Below are 13,508 nucleotides of genomic sequence, written 5' to 3'. Positions count from 1 at the left end.
GCGCTGAGAAGTCGTTTTGGGACAAGCGATTCTTGGTTTATTAATAGAACAGCCGGCTGCAAGCCGCTGGGAATTAAGAAATAAGGCGAATCTCGGGCGCGATTCGCTGCGCAAAACCGCACCTATCAATCCGCGCTCGTTGATGGCGGAAGCTGAGGAAGGCCACGATGGCCGGGGACTCCAATATGCAGGTCATTACATTCGTCTTGGCATTCGTTGTCGTGCTGGCGCTGATCGGCGTCACCGCATGGCTCGTCCGCCGCTTCGCCGGAAACCGGCTCGGGGCCAACGCCAATCGCGGACGGATGCCACGATTGGCCGTGATCGACGCGGCTGCCGTCGATGGCCGCCGCCGGCTGGTGCTGGTCCGCCGCGACAACATCGAGCATCTGCTGATGATCGGTGGCCCGACCGACATCGTCGTCGAGCCGAATATCGTCCGCGCGATGCCGGGGCGCGATCAGATGTCGACCCGCCCCGCGGTCGCAGCCGATGCCGCGCCGCCGCGCGTGGCGCCGCTTCCGGATGCCGCCTGGAACGAGAGCGAAGCCGCCCGCTCAGACAATTTCGAACTTCCCGAGCCGGAGCTGCCGCCGCGTCAGGCACGGCCCTCCTTCGCCGACGAGCTGCGCCGGCCTCCGCCGCCGATCGCCGAGCGTCGCAACGATCCGCTGACGGGCTTTGCGGCCGAGCGCAGCGAACCGCGGCCCGATCCGATGCCGCCGCGCCTGCCGCCGCGCTCCGAACCCGTCATCCCGCGTCCGCCGCGCGCTGCCGAGCCGCCGAAGGCGCCGCCGCGGGCGCCCGAGCGTGCCGTCACGCCACCGCCTCCCCCTGCTCCGCCGCCGGTCGCAACCCAGGCGCCTCCGCCGGTGCCGCCGGCATCGAACGCCGATGCAAATCTGGCCGAGATGGCGCAGCGGCTCGAGGCGGCACTGCGCCGCCCGACCGGCGCCGGCGAGACCGTCGCGCCGCCGGTTGCGCCCGAGGCGCCGCCGGTTCGCGCGCCGCGCAGCGAGCCGCCTGCCCCACCCGCCGGCGGACAGAAGAGCGGCTTCGAGAATCTCGAGGACGAGATGGCATCGCTGCTCGGCCGACCGAAGAATCCTTCGTGAGGTTCGGGGCGGTCCCGCGTAGAGTTTTTTTCATCGCTGTCCTGATCGCCGCCGGATCCTTCGCCGATCCGGCGATGGCGCAGGATATCAGCATCAATCTCGGCGGCGGCAATGGCGGCGTGACCGAGCGCGCGATCCAGCTGATCGCGCTGCTCACGGTGCTGTCGATCGCGCCGTCGATCCTGGTCATGATGACGTCGTTCACGCGCATCGTGGTTGTGCTGTCGCTACTGCGCACCGCGCTCGGCACCGCGACCGCGCCGCCGAACTCGGTGATGATCGCGCTTGCGATGTTCCTCACCGCCTTCGTGATGGGGCCGGTGCTGCAGAAATCCTATGACGACGGCATCAAGCCGCTGGTCGCCAACCAGATCGGCGTCGAGGAAGCCTTGCAGCGCGCTTCGGTCCCCTTGCGCGGCTTCATGCAGAAGAACGTCCGCGAGAAGGATCTGAAGCTGTTCATGGACCTCTCCGGCGAGCCGCCGCCGGCGACGCCGGAGGAGATGTCGCTGCGCATCCTGGTGCCGGCCTTCATGATTTCCGAGTTGAAGCGCGCTTTCGAGATCGGCTTCCTCTTGTTCTTGCCGTTCCTGATCATCGACCTCGTGGTCGCCTCGGTCTTGATGTCGATGGGCATGATGATGCTGCCGCCAGTGGTGGTCTCGCTGCCGTTCAAGCTGATCTTCTTCGTGCTGGTCGACGGCTGGGCGCTGGTCGCCGGCAGCCTGGTGCAGAGTTACGGGGGGTAGCAGCCCCGCGAAACATTCATGGCCCGTCAGCTGGATCGGCCGTGCCGTTGCACTATCATGCGCGGCACCGCATCCAGGGAGCCGCGCCGTGCAGCAGCCATTCGACCGCGCCGCAGAAGACCTCGGCAACGCCATCCATCTCGAGCACGTCAACGTGCAGGTGCCGGACCAGCGCCTCGCCACGCTGTTCTACGTCGCCGGCATCGGGCTGACCCGCGATCCCTATCTGATGGTCTCCGACAGCAACATGTGGGTCAATGCCGGCCGCAGCCAGTTTCATCTGCCGAGCGGCCGGCCGCAGGTGTTGCGCGGCCACACGGGAATCGTGATCGCCGGACGGCAGGCCCTGCTCCAGCGGCTCGCTGCGGTCGCGCCCAAGCTCGAGGGCACCGCGTTCGGCTATCGCGAGCACAACGATCACGTCGAGGCTACCTGCCCCTGGGGCAACCGGCTGCGCTGCTTTGAACCGGACGCCGCGCGGTTCGGGCGCATCGCGCTCGGCATGCCCTATGTCGAGTTCGAGGTGCCGCGCGGCACCGCCGAGGCGATCAGCCGGTTCTATCCCGAAATCATGGGCATCCCCGCCAGCGTCGTGAACGGCGATGCCGTCGTCGCGCGCGCAAAAGTCGGCAAGGACCAGTATCTGCAATTCCGCGAGACCGACCAGGCGCACGGCGAGTTCGACGGCCATCACGTCCAGATCTACATCACGGACTTCTCCGGCCCCTACAAGCGGCTGCGCGCGCGCAACCTGGTGTCCCGCGAGGACAATCAGTACCAGTACCGCTTCTGCGACATCGTCGATCCCGCCAACGGCCGGCATCTGTTCACCGTCGAGCATGAGGTTCGCAGCGCCACCCATCCGATGTATCTACGGCCGCTGGTCAACCGCAATCCGGCGCAGACCAACCGCACCTTCGCCAACGGCTACGACCAGGCGCCATGGGCGATGGGGCCGGACCAGTACGACGGTTGAGCGCGCGCGCTCGTCCGCATCGCGACATCACCTGCAATCCCAGCCACGAGACGACATGCTTCCCTCCCAGCGCCATCTGTTCGAGATCCCACGCGAGGTCTGCTACCTGAACTCCGCGTCCTACAGCCCGCTGCCGCTGAAAACGCTCGACGCTGGCCGCGCCGCGGTCGGACGCAAGGGCCAGCCCTGGACCATCGACGCCGGTTTCGCCGGCCGCCAGCATGAGCGCGCCCGCAGCGCGGCGGCACGCCTGATCAATGCCGATCCTGATGACGTCGCGCTGATCCCGGCGATCAGCTACGGCATAGCGACCGTGGCGAAGGCGCTGACCGTTCCGCGCGGCACCCGCGTCATCGTGCTGGAGAACGATCACTCCTCGCCGGTGCTGGAATGGCACGCCCGCGCCGAGGCGCAGGGTTTTGTCGTCGACACCGTGCGCCAGCCCGCCGACGGCGACTGGACATCGGCGGTGCTAGCAACGATCGACCGCTCGGGCGCGCCGCCGGTCGGCCTCGCCTCGATCTCGTCGGTGCACTGGTCCGACGGCGGCATCATCGACGTCGACAAGGTGCAGGCGGCGCTGCGGCGGCATGGTGCGATGTTCGTGATCGACGCGACGCAGAGCGCGGGTGTCGTGGCGATGGATGTGACACGGCTCGATCCGGACGCCGTGATCTTCCCAACCTACAAATGGCTGATCGGCCCCTACGGCCGCGCCTTTCTCTACGTTGCAAAACGCCACCAGAACGGTGTGCCGCTGGAGCAGACCTCCGCCGGCCGCCGCGATGTCAATTCCGAGAACCCGGTCTATTTCGGCGATCTCGGCTATGTCGACAATGCCCGGCGCTACGACATGGGCGAGCGCGATCATTTCATCACGCTGGAGATGGCTTCGATCGGCATGGAGATGATGGCGGAATGGGGCGCTGCCGCCGTCAGCGCGCGGCTCGCGATGCTGAACGAGCGGATCGCCGATGGGGTGCGCGATCTCGGGCTCAATCAGCTGGCGCGCGGCCTGCGCGCGCCGCACATCCTAAGCCTCGGCATGGCCGGCGGAATTCCGAAGGAGCTGATCGCGCGGCTCGCCGCGGAGAACATCCATGTCGCGCTGCGGCTCGGCCGGATGCGGATCTCGCCGCACGTGTTCAACGACGAGGCCGATGTCGACCGCCTCGTCGCCGTCTTGACCAAAGCGCTGCGCGGCTAGCCGCGCTTGGGTCCGAGCGCCACGACGCTGAACAATTCAATCGCCAGCGCGACAGCGACGCCCGCCGCGCCGATCACGAACAGCAGCGCATAATCGCCGCCGCTCTGCGCGAACAGATAGGACAGGCCGTAGGCGCCCGCCGCCTGGAACAGTGCGAAGGTCGTGGTCGCCTGTGCCCAGGCTGAGCGCTGGCTCGCAGCGGAGTGCGGGATCAGCTCGTGGATACGGCCGATCACCAGCGGCACGATGCCGGGCGTGAAGCCGCCGACGATGAGGCTCGACACGATCAGCGCGGCGGGCGAGTTCGTCACGGCGGGCAGCGCGACCGTAACCGCCTCGATCAGGAAGGCAGCGCGCAGCGCCGCAGCGAAGCCGGCGCGATCGGCGAGATGCCCTGTCAGCAGCGGGCCGATCACGGCGCCGATGCCGTACAGCACCCAGTAGTACGACCCTGCCGCGATCCCCTGCCCGAGGCCGCGGGCGACATAATCAACCAGGAACACCATGTGCGGCACCAGCGCCAGCGCATTGAGGCCATATTCCACGCACAGCGCGATCACCAGCGGCGAGCGCACACTCTGCACAGCAACGGGCTGCTCGGCCGCAGCATGCGCGGCAGGCACTTCCGCGGGCCATGCCTTCCAGCTGATCAATGTCAGCACCGCCGACAGCACGGCAAGGCCGTACCAGGCCTGCTTGATGCCCTGCTGCAGCAACAGCGGCACCAGTGTGCCTGACGCTGCCACGCCCAGTCCGACGCCGGCGAAGATCACGCCGCTGATCAAACCGCGCTTGCTTGGCGCGACGTGCGGCAGGATCGCGGTCGCCGCCAGCACCATGATCACGCCACCACTGATGCCGGCGAGGAAGCGAAGTCCGAAGAACCAGACGAAGGAGATCGGCACCGCGCAGGCAAAGCAGGTGGCGGCCGCCAGAACCATCATACCGCGCAGCGCCCACACCGAGCCGATGCGCGCGCCGAGATCGCGGGCGATCAGCGCGCCGGCGAGATAGCCGGCAAGGTTGGCGGCACCGAGATACACCGCTTCCGCCGGCGTGAACCATTTCTCTGCGATCAGCGCCGGAATCAGCGGCGTGTAGGCAAAGCGCGCCAGCCCGAGCCCGACCAACGAGGCGCATAGCCCCGCGGCTGCAGACAGCCACAGCGGCCCCCCTGCATCGCGATGCGGCTCGGCGTGATGGCGCCTGTGATGATCGACATTGGCTGACATGGACATCGCAGTAGGCCCTCCGACCGTTCGTGAAAAATGATTAGTTGCGATCGCAGCAATCGCTCACAGCGATCACGCCTTGCCTCTCCCGATCGGGAGAGGCGCCCAGTTCGATGTGGCAAGGGCCGTCAGTCGGAAGATTTCGCCGCCGCAGCGGCCGCGCGCTTCTTGCGATATTCCAGCGCGGGCAGCCCGCCCCAGCCCCAATTGTCGGTATCGACCTCCTCGATGATGACGAAGGTCGATTCCATCGGCTTGCCGAGCACGTCGCGCAGCAATTCGCTGGCGCCCTTGATCAGCGCCGCCTTCTGCTCCGGCGTGGTGGACGACGCACGCGGCGTCGTCCCCTCACGCGTGACCTGGATGGTGACAACAGGCATCACACGCTCCCGATCGTGCTCGTCAGTGACCGGCGCTCTGGCCGCCGTCGACATGCAGGATCTCGCCGGTGACGAAGCCCGCGCCTTCCAGGAACAGCACGGCGTCAACGATGTCCTTCATCTCGCCCATGCGGCCCACCGGATGCAGCTTGGCGAGGAAGTCGTGGGTCTCGGGGGCGTGCATCGGCGTCTTGATCACGCCGGGTGCAACTGCGTTCACGCGGATGCCCTTGGCGGCATATTCGATCGCGAGCGACTTGGTCGCCGCGCTCAGCCCGCCCTTGGTCAGGGAAGCCAGCACCGAAGGCACATTGCTGTTGGCATGGTCGACCAGGCTGGTCGTGATCTGAACGATATGCCCCGACCCCTGCTTCACCATCTCCTTCGCCACGCGGCGGGTGATGTAGAAGAAGCCGTTGAGGTTGGTTGCGAGCACCGACGCGTAGTCCTCGTCGGTGTGATCGGTGAACGGCTTGGCGACGAAGATGCCGGCATTGTTGACCAGCGTGTCGACGCGGCCGAAGCGTGCGAGGGCCTGCTTGACGATGCGATCGGCCACCTCGGCATCGCCGATATCGCCCGGGACCGCCAGCACATCGGCATCGGTCGACGGCTTGATGCTGCGGGAATTGGCGACGACGCGGTAGTTGCGGTCGCGGTAGCCCCTGACGAGCGCCTCGCCGATTCCCTGCGACGCGCCGGTGATGATCGCAACCTTCTGCTCTGCACCCATGATCTCTCTCCATCTGTTGCTGAAGCGGCATCAGCACCGCCTCGATGGAGAGCAACCTAGATACATCCGCATTTCGTGCGAATGCCCGCTATTCGGCAGACACTCTTCCGCGACGCGAACGACTGGCCTGGCTGGCCTCACGCGTCAGCCGCTCGAAATAGCGCTTCAGCCGCGGCGTCGCGAAATCGACGAAGGCGCGCACCTTCGGCACATCGAAGCGACCCTGCGGCGCCAACAGATGCACCGGCAAAGCCGGATGCTCGTCCTTGGCAAGCAGGATCTGCAATCGCCCGTCACGGATTTCCTCGGCAATGTGATACGAGAACAGCCGGGTGACGCCGTGCCCTTCGCTGGCCGAGGCGACCGCCGCCCGCACCGTGTTGACGACCAGGCGCGGCGCGAACTGGACCGCGCGCGCCACCTTCGACTTCGCGGCCGGCGGAAAGCTCCAGGAGTCGAGCCCGAAATGCGTCATCGCGATGATCTGGTGCTTTGCGAGATCAGCCGGCTCGCTGATATCAGGGTGCCGCGTGAGATAGCCGGGCGACGCCGCGACCACGCGGCGCACCTCGCCCAGCCTGATCGCGACAAAATTGGAATCGGCGAGCTGCGCGATGCGCAGCGCGACGTCGATGCCCTCGTCGATCAGATTGACGGTGCGATCGAGCATCACGAGCCGCACCGTCACCGCCGGATGTTCCGTCATGAAGGCGTCGAGCAGCGGCCGCAGCACGTCCTCGCCGACGACGACGGGTGCGGTGATGGTCAGCGTGCCGCGCGGCGCCGACCGCTCGCCGCCGGCCGAGATGTCGGCCTCCTCGAGCTCGCTGAGGATCCGCCGGCAGGCCGCCGCGTAACGCTGGCCGGCGTCGCTCAGCTTCAGCGACCGCGTGGTGCGATGAAGCAGCTCGGCGCCGACATGATGTTCGAGGAACGCGATCGCCCGGCTGACCGCCGCCGGCGAGCGCCGCAGTTTCCGCCCCGCTCCGGCAAGGCTGCCCTCGTCGACCGCCGCGACGAAGACCTTCATGGCGTCGATGCGGTCCATTACGACTCTTTCGCTGGAGGCAACCTGATCAACTCTGAGATCGACCTCTTACTTGCCGCCCATTTGAATGCTGCCGACGACATCGAAATTCGTCCCATTGGGCTGAAGAACAAAGAAATCCCCCATGGCGATCGATGGTTCAAGAACGATGTTTGAGATGTTGAGATCGTGGGTGATCATCACCAAGTTCGCAGACGACCGGTACGCATGGATGTCTTGCAAGACCCGCTCCTCATTCGATGTCGCCTGGCTCTCGGATAAGACGCCTGGCGGCATAAGATATTGGAAAGGCATCGCGCGACCGAACGCAAGCTTGCCGGTGTCGATGCAACGGCAATACGGGCTGGTCCGGACCTCTCCGACGGCAATGCCGTGCGCACGGAACGCCTCGCCAATCCGCTTGGCCTGCTCAACGCCGCGGGAAGAAAGGTTTACTTCCTCGGCGCAGTTTCCGGGCGCGAGGTGCCCTATTCCTTCTCGCATATCGACGTGGGTATGGCGCAGCAGGACAACCATGCCGCCTCGCTTCAATGCCGCCCAGACCTGTTCGTCATCGCCAAAGGCTTGTCCGAGCGAGATCGCCAGCGAACCCGCCAAAGCGAGGAGGAGCATTGCTTTCCGGCTGCGTAAGACTGCAAGCATGGGACGGGAATGCTTAGATTCAATAGAGCTCTAAGCGATAGCACGAATTCAGTTGAACAATCGAGGTCGGGAATGTCGCCTGTGGCCCATCGCGTTAACATTGGCATGTCTGTCCGCCTGCGTGCCGCCCCTGGGGCAAGCGGCCACGGACATTCATGCGCTAGTCGGCCTTCACGTCATACTGCTTGCTGAGATGGTCGCCGATCTGCACCAGCATCGCGACGCATTCGGGGTAGCCGGGCCGCGCCACCGTGGCTTCGTTGGCACTGGCGCGGAATTCCCAGCTGTCGCCGTCGCGCAGCACCGAGATGTCGATGCCGTCGGGGCAGTCGACATGGACTTTCAACTCGGCCCGCGCCATCGCGATGAGTTCGGCTTCGGTCTTGATCGGCTTGCTCATGTGACGACGTCCTCCCGGCTGGCGATATCAGCCATGGTTGCCGATTTGGCAACGGAATGTCGAGAGGACGCACCCGATCACGGGCTGTTGCAATTGACAAATTGCAGGTCCCCGGCGAACATTAGTCCGGGTCGATACCACCCGCCGCTTGCACCCCGCCCGGGGACGGTGAACGTATCAAGCCAGGTTTCAGGCTTCCTTTGCCCGCGCGAACGGGTCAGCAACGCAAGCCCCTGACGCTTTCCGTTCGTCGATGCAAAGGTTGATCCCATGCGCGACTTTCGTGATGCCAAGGCCATGGCGCAGACGCTGCGCGAAGCGCTCGCCGCCAAATCGGTCCCCCTCACCCACAGCGACAGCCTGGAGCTGATCGCCAACGTCCTCGGTCTGCGTGACTGGAACACGCTGTCCGCCCGGATACAGGCCGCCGGACCGCCGAGCACGCCGGCGCCGGCTGCAGACTTCACTGCAGAATCACCGCCGATCGCCGCGCGGCAGGAGACCGCCGTGGATTCAGCCACGCTCGACAATTATGCCGGGTTCTATCAGCTCAACGACCGCGCCGTGTTCACGGTGACCCCCGACGAACATCATCTGGTGATGCAACTGACCGGACAGCGCTCGGTGCGGTTCTTTGCGGAGAGCGTGACCGAATTCTTCGCCAAGATCGTCGACGCGCAGGTCAGCTTCGTCGTCGGACCGGACGGACGAGCCACCTCGCTGATTCTGCATCAGAACGGCAGCGATATTGCGATGGCGCGCATCGACACCGCGACGGCGAGGAAGATCGCCGACCAGACGGCGGAGCGCGTCAAGAACCAGTCGGCCAGCCCTGGAACCGAGGCTGCGCTGCACCGCCTGATCGATGGGATCGCCTCGGGGAATCCCAACTATGATGAGATGAGCCCGGCGCTGGCGGCGGCGACCCGCAAGCAGATGACGTGGCTTCAGCCCCTCGCGGACCTCGGCACGATCCAGGCGATCCGCTTTCTCGGTGTCGGCGAGCAGGGCGAAGACGTCTATAGCGTCAGACAGGCGAACGGTGCTGCGCACTGGCGCATCGCGCTTGACGACAAGGGGATCATTTCGACCGCATGGGTGACTCCCGGCCCGTAACAGCCCGTGCCGCTACGGCGTCACGCCGGCGCGGCGCTCGCCCTTGATGACCGGAAGCGTGCTGACCGGCGCGGCCTTTGGCCCGTCGGGCAGCGATCCGGTCGTGACCGGATCGGGCAGCGGCGCGCGGGCGGTGGCGTCGGGGAAGCGGGTCTTCATCTCGCGGATGAAGCCGTCGAGCGTGTCGACGCTCGCGGCCATCCGCGCGATCTGGGCGAATTCGGCGCTCGAGGTGGCGACCGGCTTACTGGCCGCGTCGAACGCCAGTCTGTCGGCATCGCCGGACATCAGCGGCGCGTATTTCTCGCGGAACCGGGACAGTCCGATGGCATCCTCGGCGAGCGCGTAGCCGACCACGGCACGGATGATGTCGGCCTTCTCGCTCGGGTTGAGCGGCGTGAAATCGCGCCAGCGGTCGCCGTAATAGAGCTCGATCTGCTCGGACGCCTCGCGCCAGTGCCGCGACGCCCAATAGATGTCCGAACGCAGCCGGATCGCCTCGCGGCCGGTGATGTTCGAGATGATGTCGAGCGCGAGGTCGTGCCGACCGACGTCGCTCTGCGCGCGCGCCTCGAGCAGCAGCCGCTGCTGGCGCAGTTCGCCGGAGAGATCCGCAATCCGGGTCGAGCGCAGCGCGCCGATGGCACGGTCGGGCTTGCGGTTCATCAGATAGACCATCGCAAGCCGCGCCGCGACCTGGGCGCGCGCCGCGCCTTCGAGCCGCTTGTCGACCTGGTACTGCAGGAGGTCGGCGGCCTGGTCGAGCAGATCGACGCCGACGAGACGGTCGGCGAGACGGCGGATCATCTCGTCGCCGCGGCGGCCGATCGGCGTCAGCTCGCGATAATCGTAGAAGGTGCCGAGCGCATCGATCGGCGCCATCTCGTCGCCCTTCGGGCCGAGATAGAGCTGCACGAACAGCGCCGAGGCGGCATCCTGCGCCTGGCGCGATTCCGGCGCGTTCGGCTGCAGCCGGGTCGCCGCACGGGTCACCGCGAAGGCATCGGCGTAGCGCGCGGTCTCGGCATAGATCTTCGACAGCACATACAGCGTCTTCAGCTCGATATTGTCGCCGCGCCACAGCATCGACAAGAGCTCGAGCTCCTTCAGCACATCGTCGCGGCCGATCTCGCCGCGCTTCTGCCGCAGCAGCGTCTCCAGCAGTCTGCCTTCGGCGGCGGCCTGACGATCGGACGAACTGGCGGCGAAGCGATAGGCGTCGAGCGCATCCTTCTCCTGGCCGAGCGCTTCGGCGAGCCGGCCGCGCAGCACCGCAACCGCGGGCTTGAGCGCGTCGGGAACGCCGACCACGTCGAGATCGCTCTTGCGCCGCGCGGCGCCGGCATAGTCCTTGACCTCGAGCGAGGCCTTCATCGAGTCGATCGTGACGATGCGCTGCAGATCGGGGGGCAGCGTCGCGACCGCGAATTCGGCGTTCTTGAACTTTTCGCGCGCCTCAGGCCATTTGCCCTCGCGGGCGAAGGCGAGCCCCTTCCACAATTGGGAATCGTAACCGTTGCCGATCACGGGATTGGCGAGGTCCTTGAGGCCCTGCGCCGGGTGCCCGATCAGGATGCTGGCAACCGCGCGCACCATCACCACGGACGCCCCCTCGCTGCCGCGCTTGCTCTCGGACAGCATCAGATTAGCGACACCATGGGCTTCCTGGTACATGCCGCGCGCCATGTAGAAATCGGCGAGATCGAGCCGCGCCTGCGGCAGCTGCTCGGCATTGGCCGTCGAAGCCGCCGCAATCAGGCCGTCGAGCTGCTTGAGGAAATTCTCCGACTGGTTCTTGCGCCACTCGTCCGGATCGAACAGCGGCTTCACCGCCGCGGTCGCGCGCTCGGCGGCGACGTCGGCCGACGACAGCGTCAGGCCGCCGGGCCGGCCCAGCATCACCTTGTCGGCGCCGACCTCGGCCTTGACGTCGTCGGCGTTCGGATGAACGACGACGCCGTGGATCGATTCCAGCAGCGAGAGCTCGACAAAGTCCTGCCGCTTGATGATGCCGCGGGTCGGCGGCGGCGCGGTCACGACCCAGAGCGTATCGCCCGCATCGGGATCGATCAGTCTGTGGAGCTGGCCGGGATTGGCGAGCGGCACGCTGACATTGGCAAGCGAGGGCTCGCTGATGTTGCGCACCACGCTGAGCGGCAGCGGCGGCTTCTGCACCCGGTCGGCGAAGGTCAGCGTCCAGCTCACGCCGCGCGAGCGGTCGTCGCTCTCGAGTGACGGCATCTGCGGCCGGTTGAGGCGGAAGCGCACCGCCTGCCCTTTCTCCAGCGCGATCCGGCTGACATCTGATATCAGCGAGCCGGCCTTGACGCGGATCGGATCGATGTCGATCGCCTCAGGCGTGTCGAACACCATCCACACCGTGTCGGCGCGACGGAATAATGCCGCCGGCGTCACGCCGGGGAATGAGAACGTCACCCGCAACCCGTCGCTGTCGCGCTGGGCTTCGACCGCGGACCCGGCGCTGGTGCGGGCCTCTGCAGGCGGCGATGGCGCCGCTGGCTTCGGCGCTTCCATGGCCGACGCGGCCGCAACAGCAGGCGCAGGCTTCGGCGCGTCGCTCTGTTCGGTCGCAGCGCTGCCCTCGCGCGGCGCGGCCGGCGCAGCGGCTTTCTCGACGTCAGCCGCCGGCGCCGCTGCGACCTTCGGCAGCTCCGAATTGAGCAGCTCGGATCTCGGCTGTTCCGATTTGGCGGGCGCGGGCGCCGGTTGTTCGGTCGTGGCCTGTTCGGGCTTGACCGGCTCCGACTGCACCTGTTCGGACTTTGCCGGCTCGGACTTTACCTGTTCCGACTTGGGCTCTGCTTTGGGTTGCTCTGCCTTGGGTTGCTCGGACTTGGGTTGCTCGGACTTGATCTCGATCTTGGCCTGCTGCGCGATGCTCTCCGACGTCACCGGCGCGATCGCAGTGGCACCCCTCGGCTTGCCGCGCGGCGTCGGCAACAACGAGCTCAGCGAGGGCTTCGCCGCCTGCTGCTGCTCGCTCTGCTGGAAGGCGACATCGACAATGTAGTTCTTCTCGTCGCGGAACGAATGCACGTCGACATCGCCAATCAGCGTCACGTCGACCGCCGAGGTATCCGTGTCGGCGCGCGAGCTGATCGAGGCGACGTTCGGGGGAGCGGCGACCTTGGCATCGGCCAGGTCGAAGCTCAGGACTGAGTTGAAGGACAGCGTCAGCTTCTGCTCGTTGAGCACCGAGGAGACGCTGACCCCGTCGGGAACCTCGAACACGAAACGGACGAAGGTGGGCTGCACCAGGGCGCGAACCCGGATCGGCGGCTTCTTCTTGGCGGCATCGGCCGCGCGCTGGATGCGCAGCAGACGCTCGGCGGCACGGGCGCGCTCCGCCAGCTCGCGGATCACTTCCTGCGGCAGCGAGGGCGGCGGGCCGGTCCAGCTGTCGGGCAGAAAGTCGACGAAGATGCGCTCGCCGGCGGTCATGGTATTGACGGTGACGCGGCGCGCCAGCGACAGGCGGATCGCCGAACCGTCCGGATCGCGGCGCGCGGCGCCGACATAGTCGGGCACCGCATCCGACAGTTTCTCGACCGGGATATCGACCGGACGCTTGAAGCGGATCACGATGATCGAGCCGGCGGTCGTGACCTCCGACTCGACATCCTCCTTCAGCTTCAGCACCAGCCGGGCATAGCCGTTCGCGGCCGAGAATGTCGCCTCGCCCGGCACCGGCGGCAGGTCTTGGGCCGGCACCGTGGCTGGATATGTGAGGGTTGCAAGGGCAAGGCCAGTGGCAAGCAGGCACAGACGGGCAGTCCGCGTCCAGGCGCGGCCTAGCGACCATGTTTCAGCGGCAGCCGTTCGCGCCATCTCGAAACGTCTTCTCGGACCTCAGCCATACCAGCGCGAAGCGCCCTCGCCCACGCGTCCC

Annotated in this window: 12 protein-coding genes; 5 read left to right on the top strand and 7 right to left on the bottom strand. The window is 66.6% G+C overall.

From position 1 onward, the window contains the following. Positions 1-185: 185 nt before the first annotated feature. The 4 genes from AAFG07_RS15770 (at position 186) to AAFG07_RS15755 (ending at position 4,047) form a co-directional block, all read left to right on the top strand. Entirely contained in the window at positions 186-1,115 is a 930-nt protein-coding gene (locus AAFG07_RS15770) for a flagellar biosynthetic protein FliO (RefSeq protein WP_342728075.1), read from the top strand. Further along, positions 1,112-1,864, top strand: a complete 753-nt coding sequence (gene fliP, locus AAFG07_RS15765) for a flagellar type III secretion system pore protein FliP (protein WP_050631029.1) — start codon at positions 1,112-1,114, stop codon at positions 1,862-1,864. The genes AAFG07_RS15770 and fliP overlap by 4 nt, the downstream gene beginning before the upstream one ends. Positions 1,865-1,952: 88 nt before the next feature. Further along, entirely contained in the window at positions 1,953-2,840 is an 888-nt protein-coding gene (locus AAFG07_RS15760) for a hypothetical protein (protein WP_342728074.1), read from the top strand. A 55-nt stretch (positions 2,841-2,895) separates the two neighbouring features. Further along, positions 2,896-4,047, top strand: coding sequence for an aminotransferase class V-fold PLP-dependent enzyme (locus tag AAFG07_RS15755; protein ID WP_342728073.1), 1,152 nt, complete (start codon positions 2,896-2,898; stop codon positions 4,045-4,047). Here AAFG07_RS15755 and AAFG07_RS15750 read toward each other — a convergent pair. The 6 genes from AAFG07_RS15750 to AAFG07_RS15725 all read right to left on the bottom strand — a co-directional run bounded on the left by AAFG07_RS15750 (position 4,044) and on the right by AAFG07_RS15725 (position 8,482). Further along, entirely contained in the window at positions 4,044-5,285 is a 1,242-nt protein-coding gene (locus tag AAFG07_RS15750; RefSeq protein WP_342728072.1) for a YbfB/YjiJ family MFS transporter, read from the bottom strand. The two genes, AAFG07_RS15755 and AAFG07_RS15750, sit on opposite strands and share 4 nt — an antisense overlap. Positions 5,286-5,407: 122 nt before the next feature. Further along, positions 5,408-5,659, bottom strand: a complete 252-nt coding sequence (locus AAFG07_RS15745) for a 4-oxalocrotonate tautomerase family protein (RefSeq protein WP_342728071.1) — start codon at positions 5,657-5,659, stop codon at positions 5,408-5,410. Positions 5,660-5,681: 22 nt separating this feature from the next. Beyond that, positions 5,682-6,392 (bottom strand): SDR family oxidoreductase, encoded by a 711-nt coding sequence (locus AAFG07_RS15740; protein WP_342728070.1) that lies wholly within the window; start codon positions 6,390-6,392, stop codon positions 5,682-5,684. 88 nt (positions 6,393-6,480) lie between these two features. Then, positions 6,481-7,440: a LysR family transcriptional regulator gene (locus tag AAFG07_RS15735; protein ID WP_342728069.1), complete on the bottom strand. Its 960-nt coding sequence runs from the start codon at positions 7,438-7,440 to the stop codon at positions 6,481-6,483. Between the two features lie 48 nt (positions 7,441-7,488). Next, positions 7,489-8,052, bottom strand: coding sequence for a histidine phosphatase family protein (locus tag AAFG07_RS15730; RefSeq protein WP_342728068.1), 564 nt, complete (start codon positions 8,050-8,052; stop codon positions 7,489-7,491). Between the two features lie 190 nt (positions 8,053-8,242). Continuing rightward, positions 8,243-8,482 carry a hypothetical protein gene (locus tag AAFG07_RS15725; protein ID WP_342728067.1) on the bottom strand — a complete coding sequence of 80 codons (240 nt, stop codon included), beginning with the start codon at positions 8,480-8,482 and terminating at the stop codon, positions 8,243-8,245. Positions 8,483-8,779: 297 nt separating this feature from the next. Between AAFG07_RS15725 and AAFG07_RS15720 the strand changes: the two genes are divergently transcribed. Continuing rightward, positions 8,780-9,598 carry a glyoxalase superfamily protein gene (locus AAFG07_RS15720; protein ID WP_342728066.1) on the top strand — a complete coding sequence of 273 codons (819 nt, stop codon included), beginning with the start codon at positions 8,780-8,782 and terminating at the stop codon, positions 9,596-9,598. Positions 9,599-9,610: 12 nt separating this feature from the next. On the opposite strand, the gene AAFG07_RS15715 is transcribed toward AAFG07_RS15720, so the two are convergent. Continuing rightward, positions 9,611-13,447 carry a tetratricopeptide repeat protein gene (locus tag AAFG07_RS15715; protein ID WP_342728065.1) on the bottom strand — a complete coding sequence of 1,279 codons (3,837 nt, stop codon included), beginning with the start codon at positions 13,445-13,447 and terminating at the stop codon, positions 9,611-9,613. Between the last annotated feature and the right edge of the window lie 61 nt (positions 13,448-13,508).

The organism is Bradyrhizobium sp. B097 (assembly GCF_038957035.1).
Taxonomy (GTDB): domain Bacteria; phylum Pseudomonadota; class Alphaproteobacteria; order Rhizobiales; family Xanthobacteraceae; genus Bradyrhizobium.
This window is presented reverse-complemented; position numbering and strand designations above follow the sequence as displayed.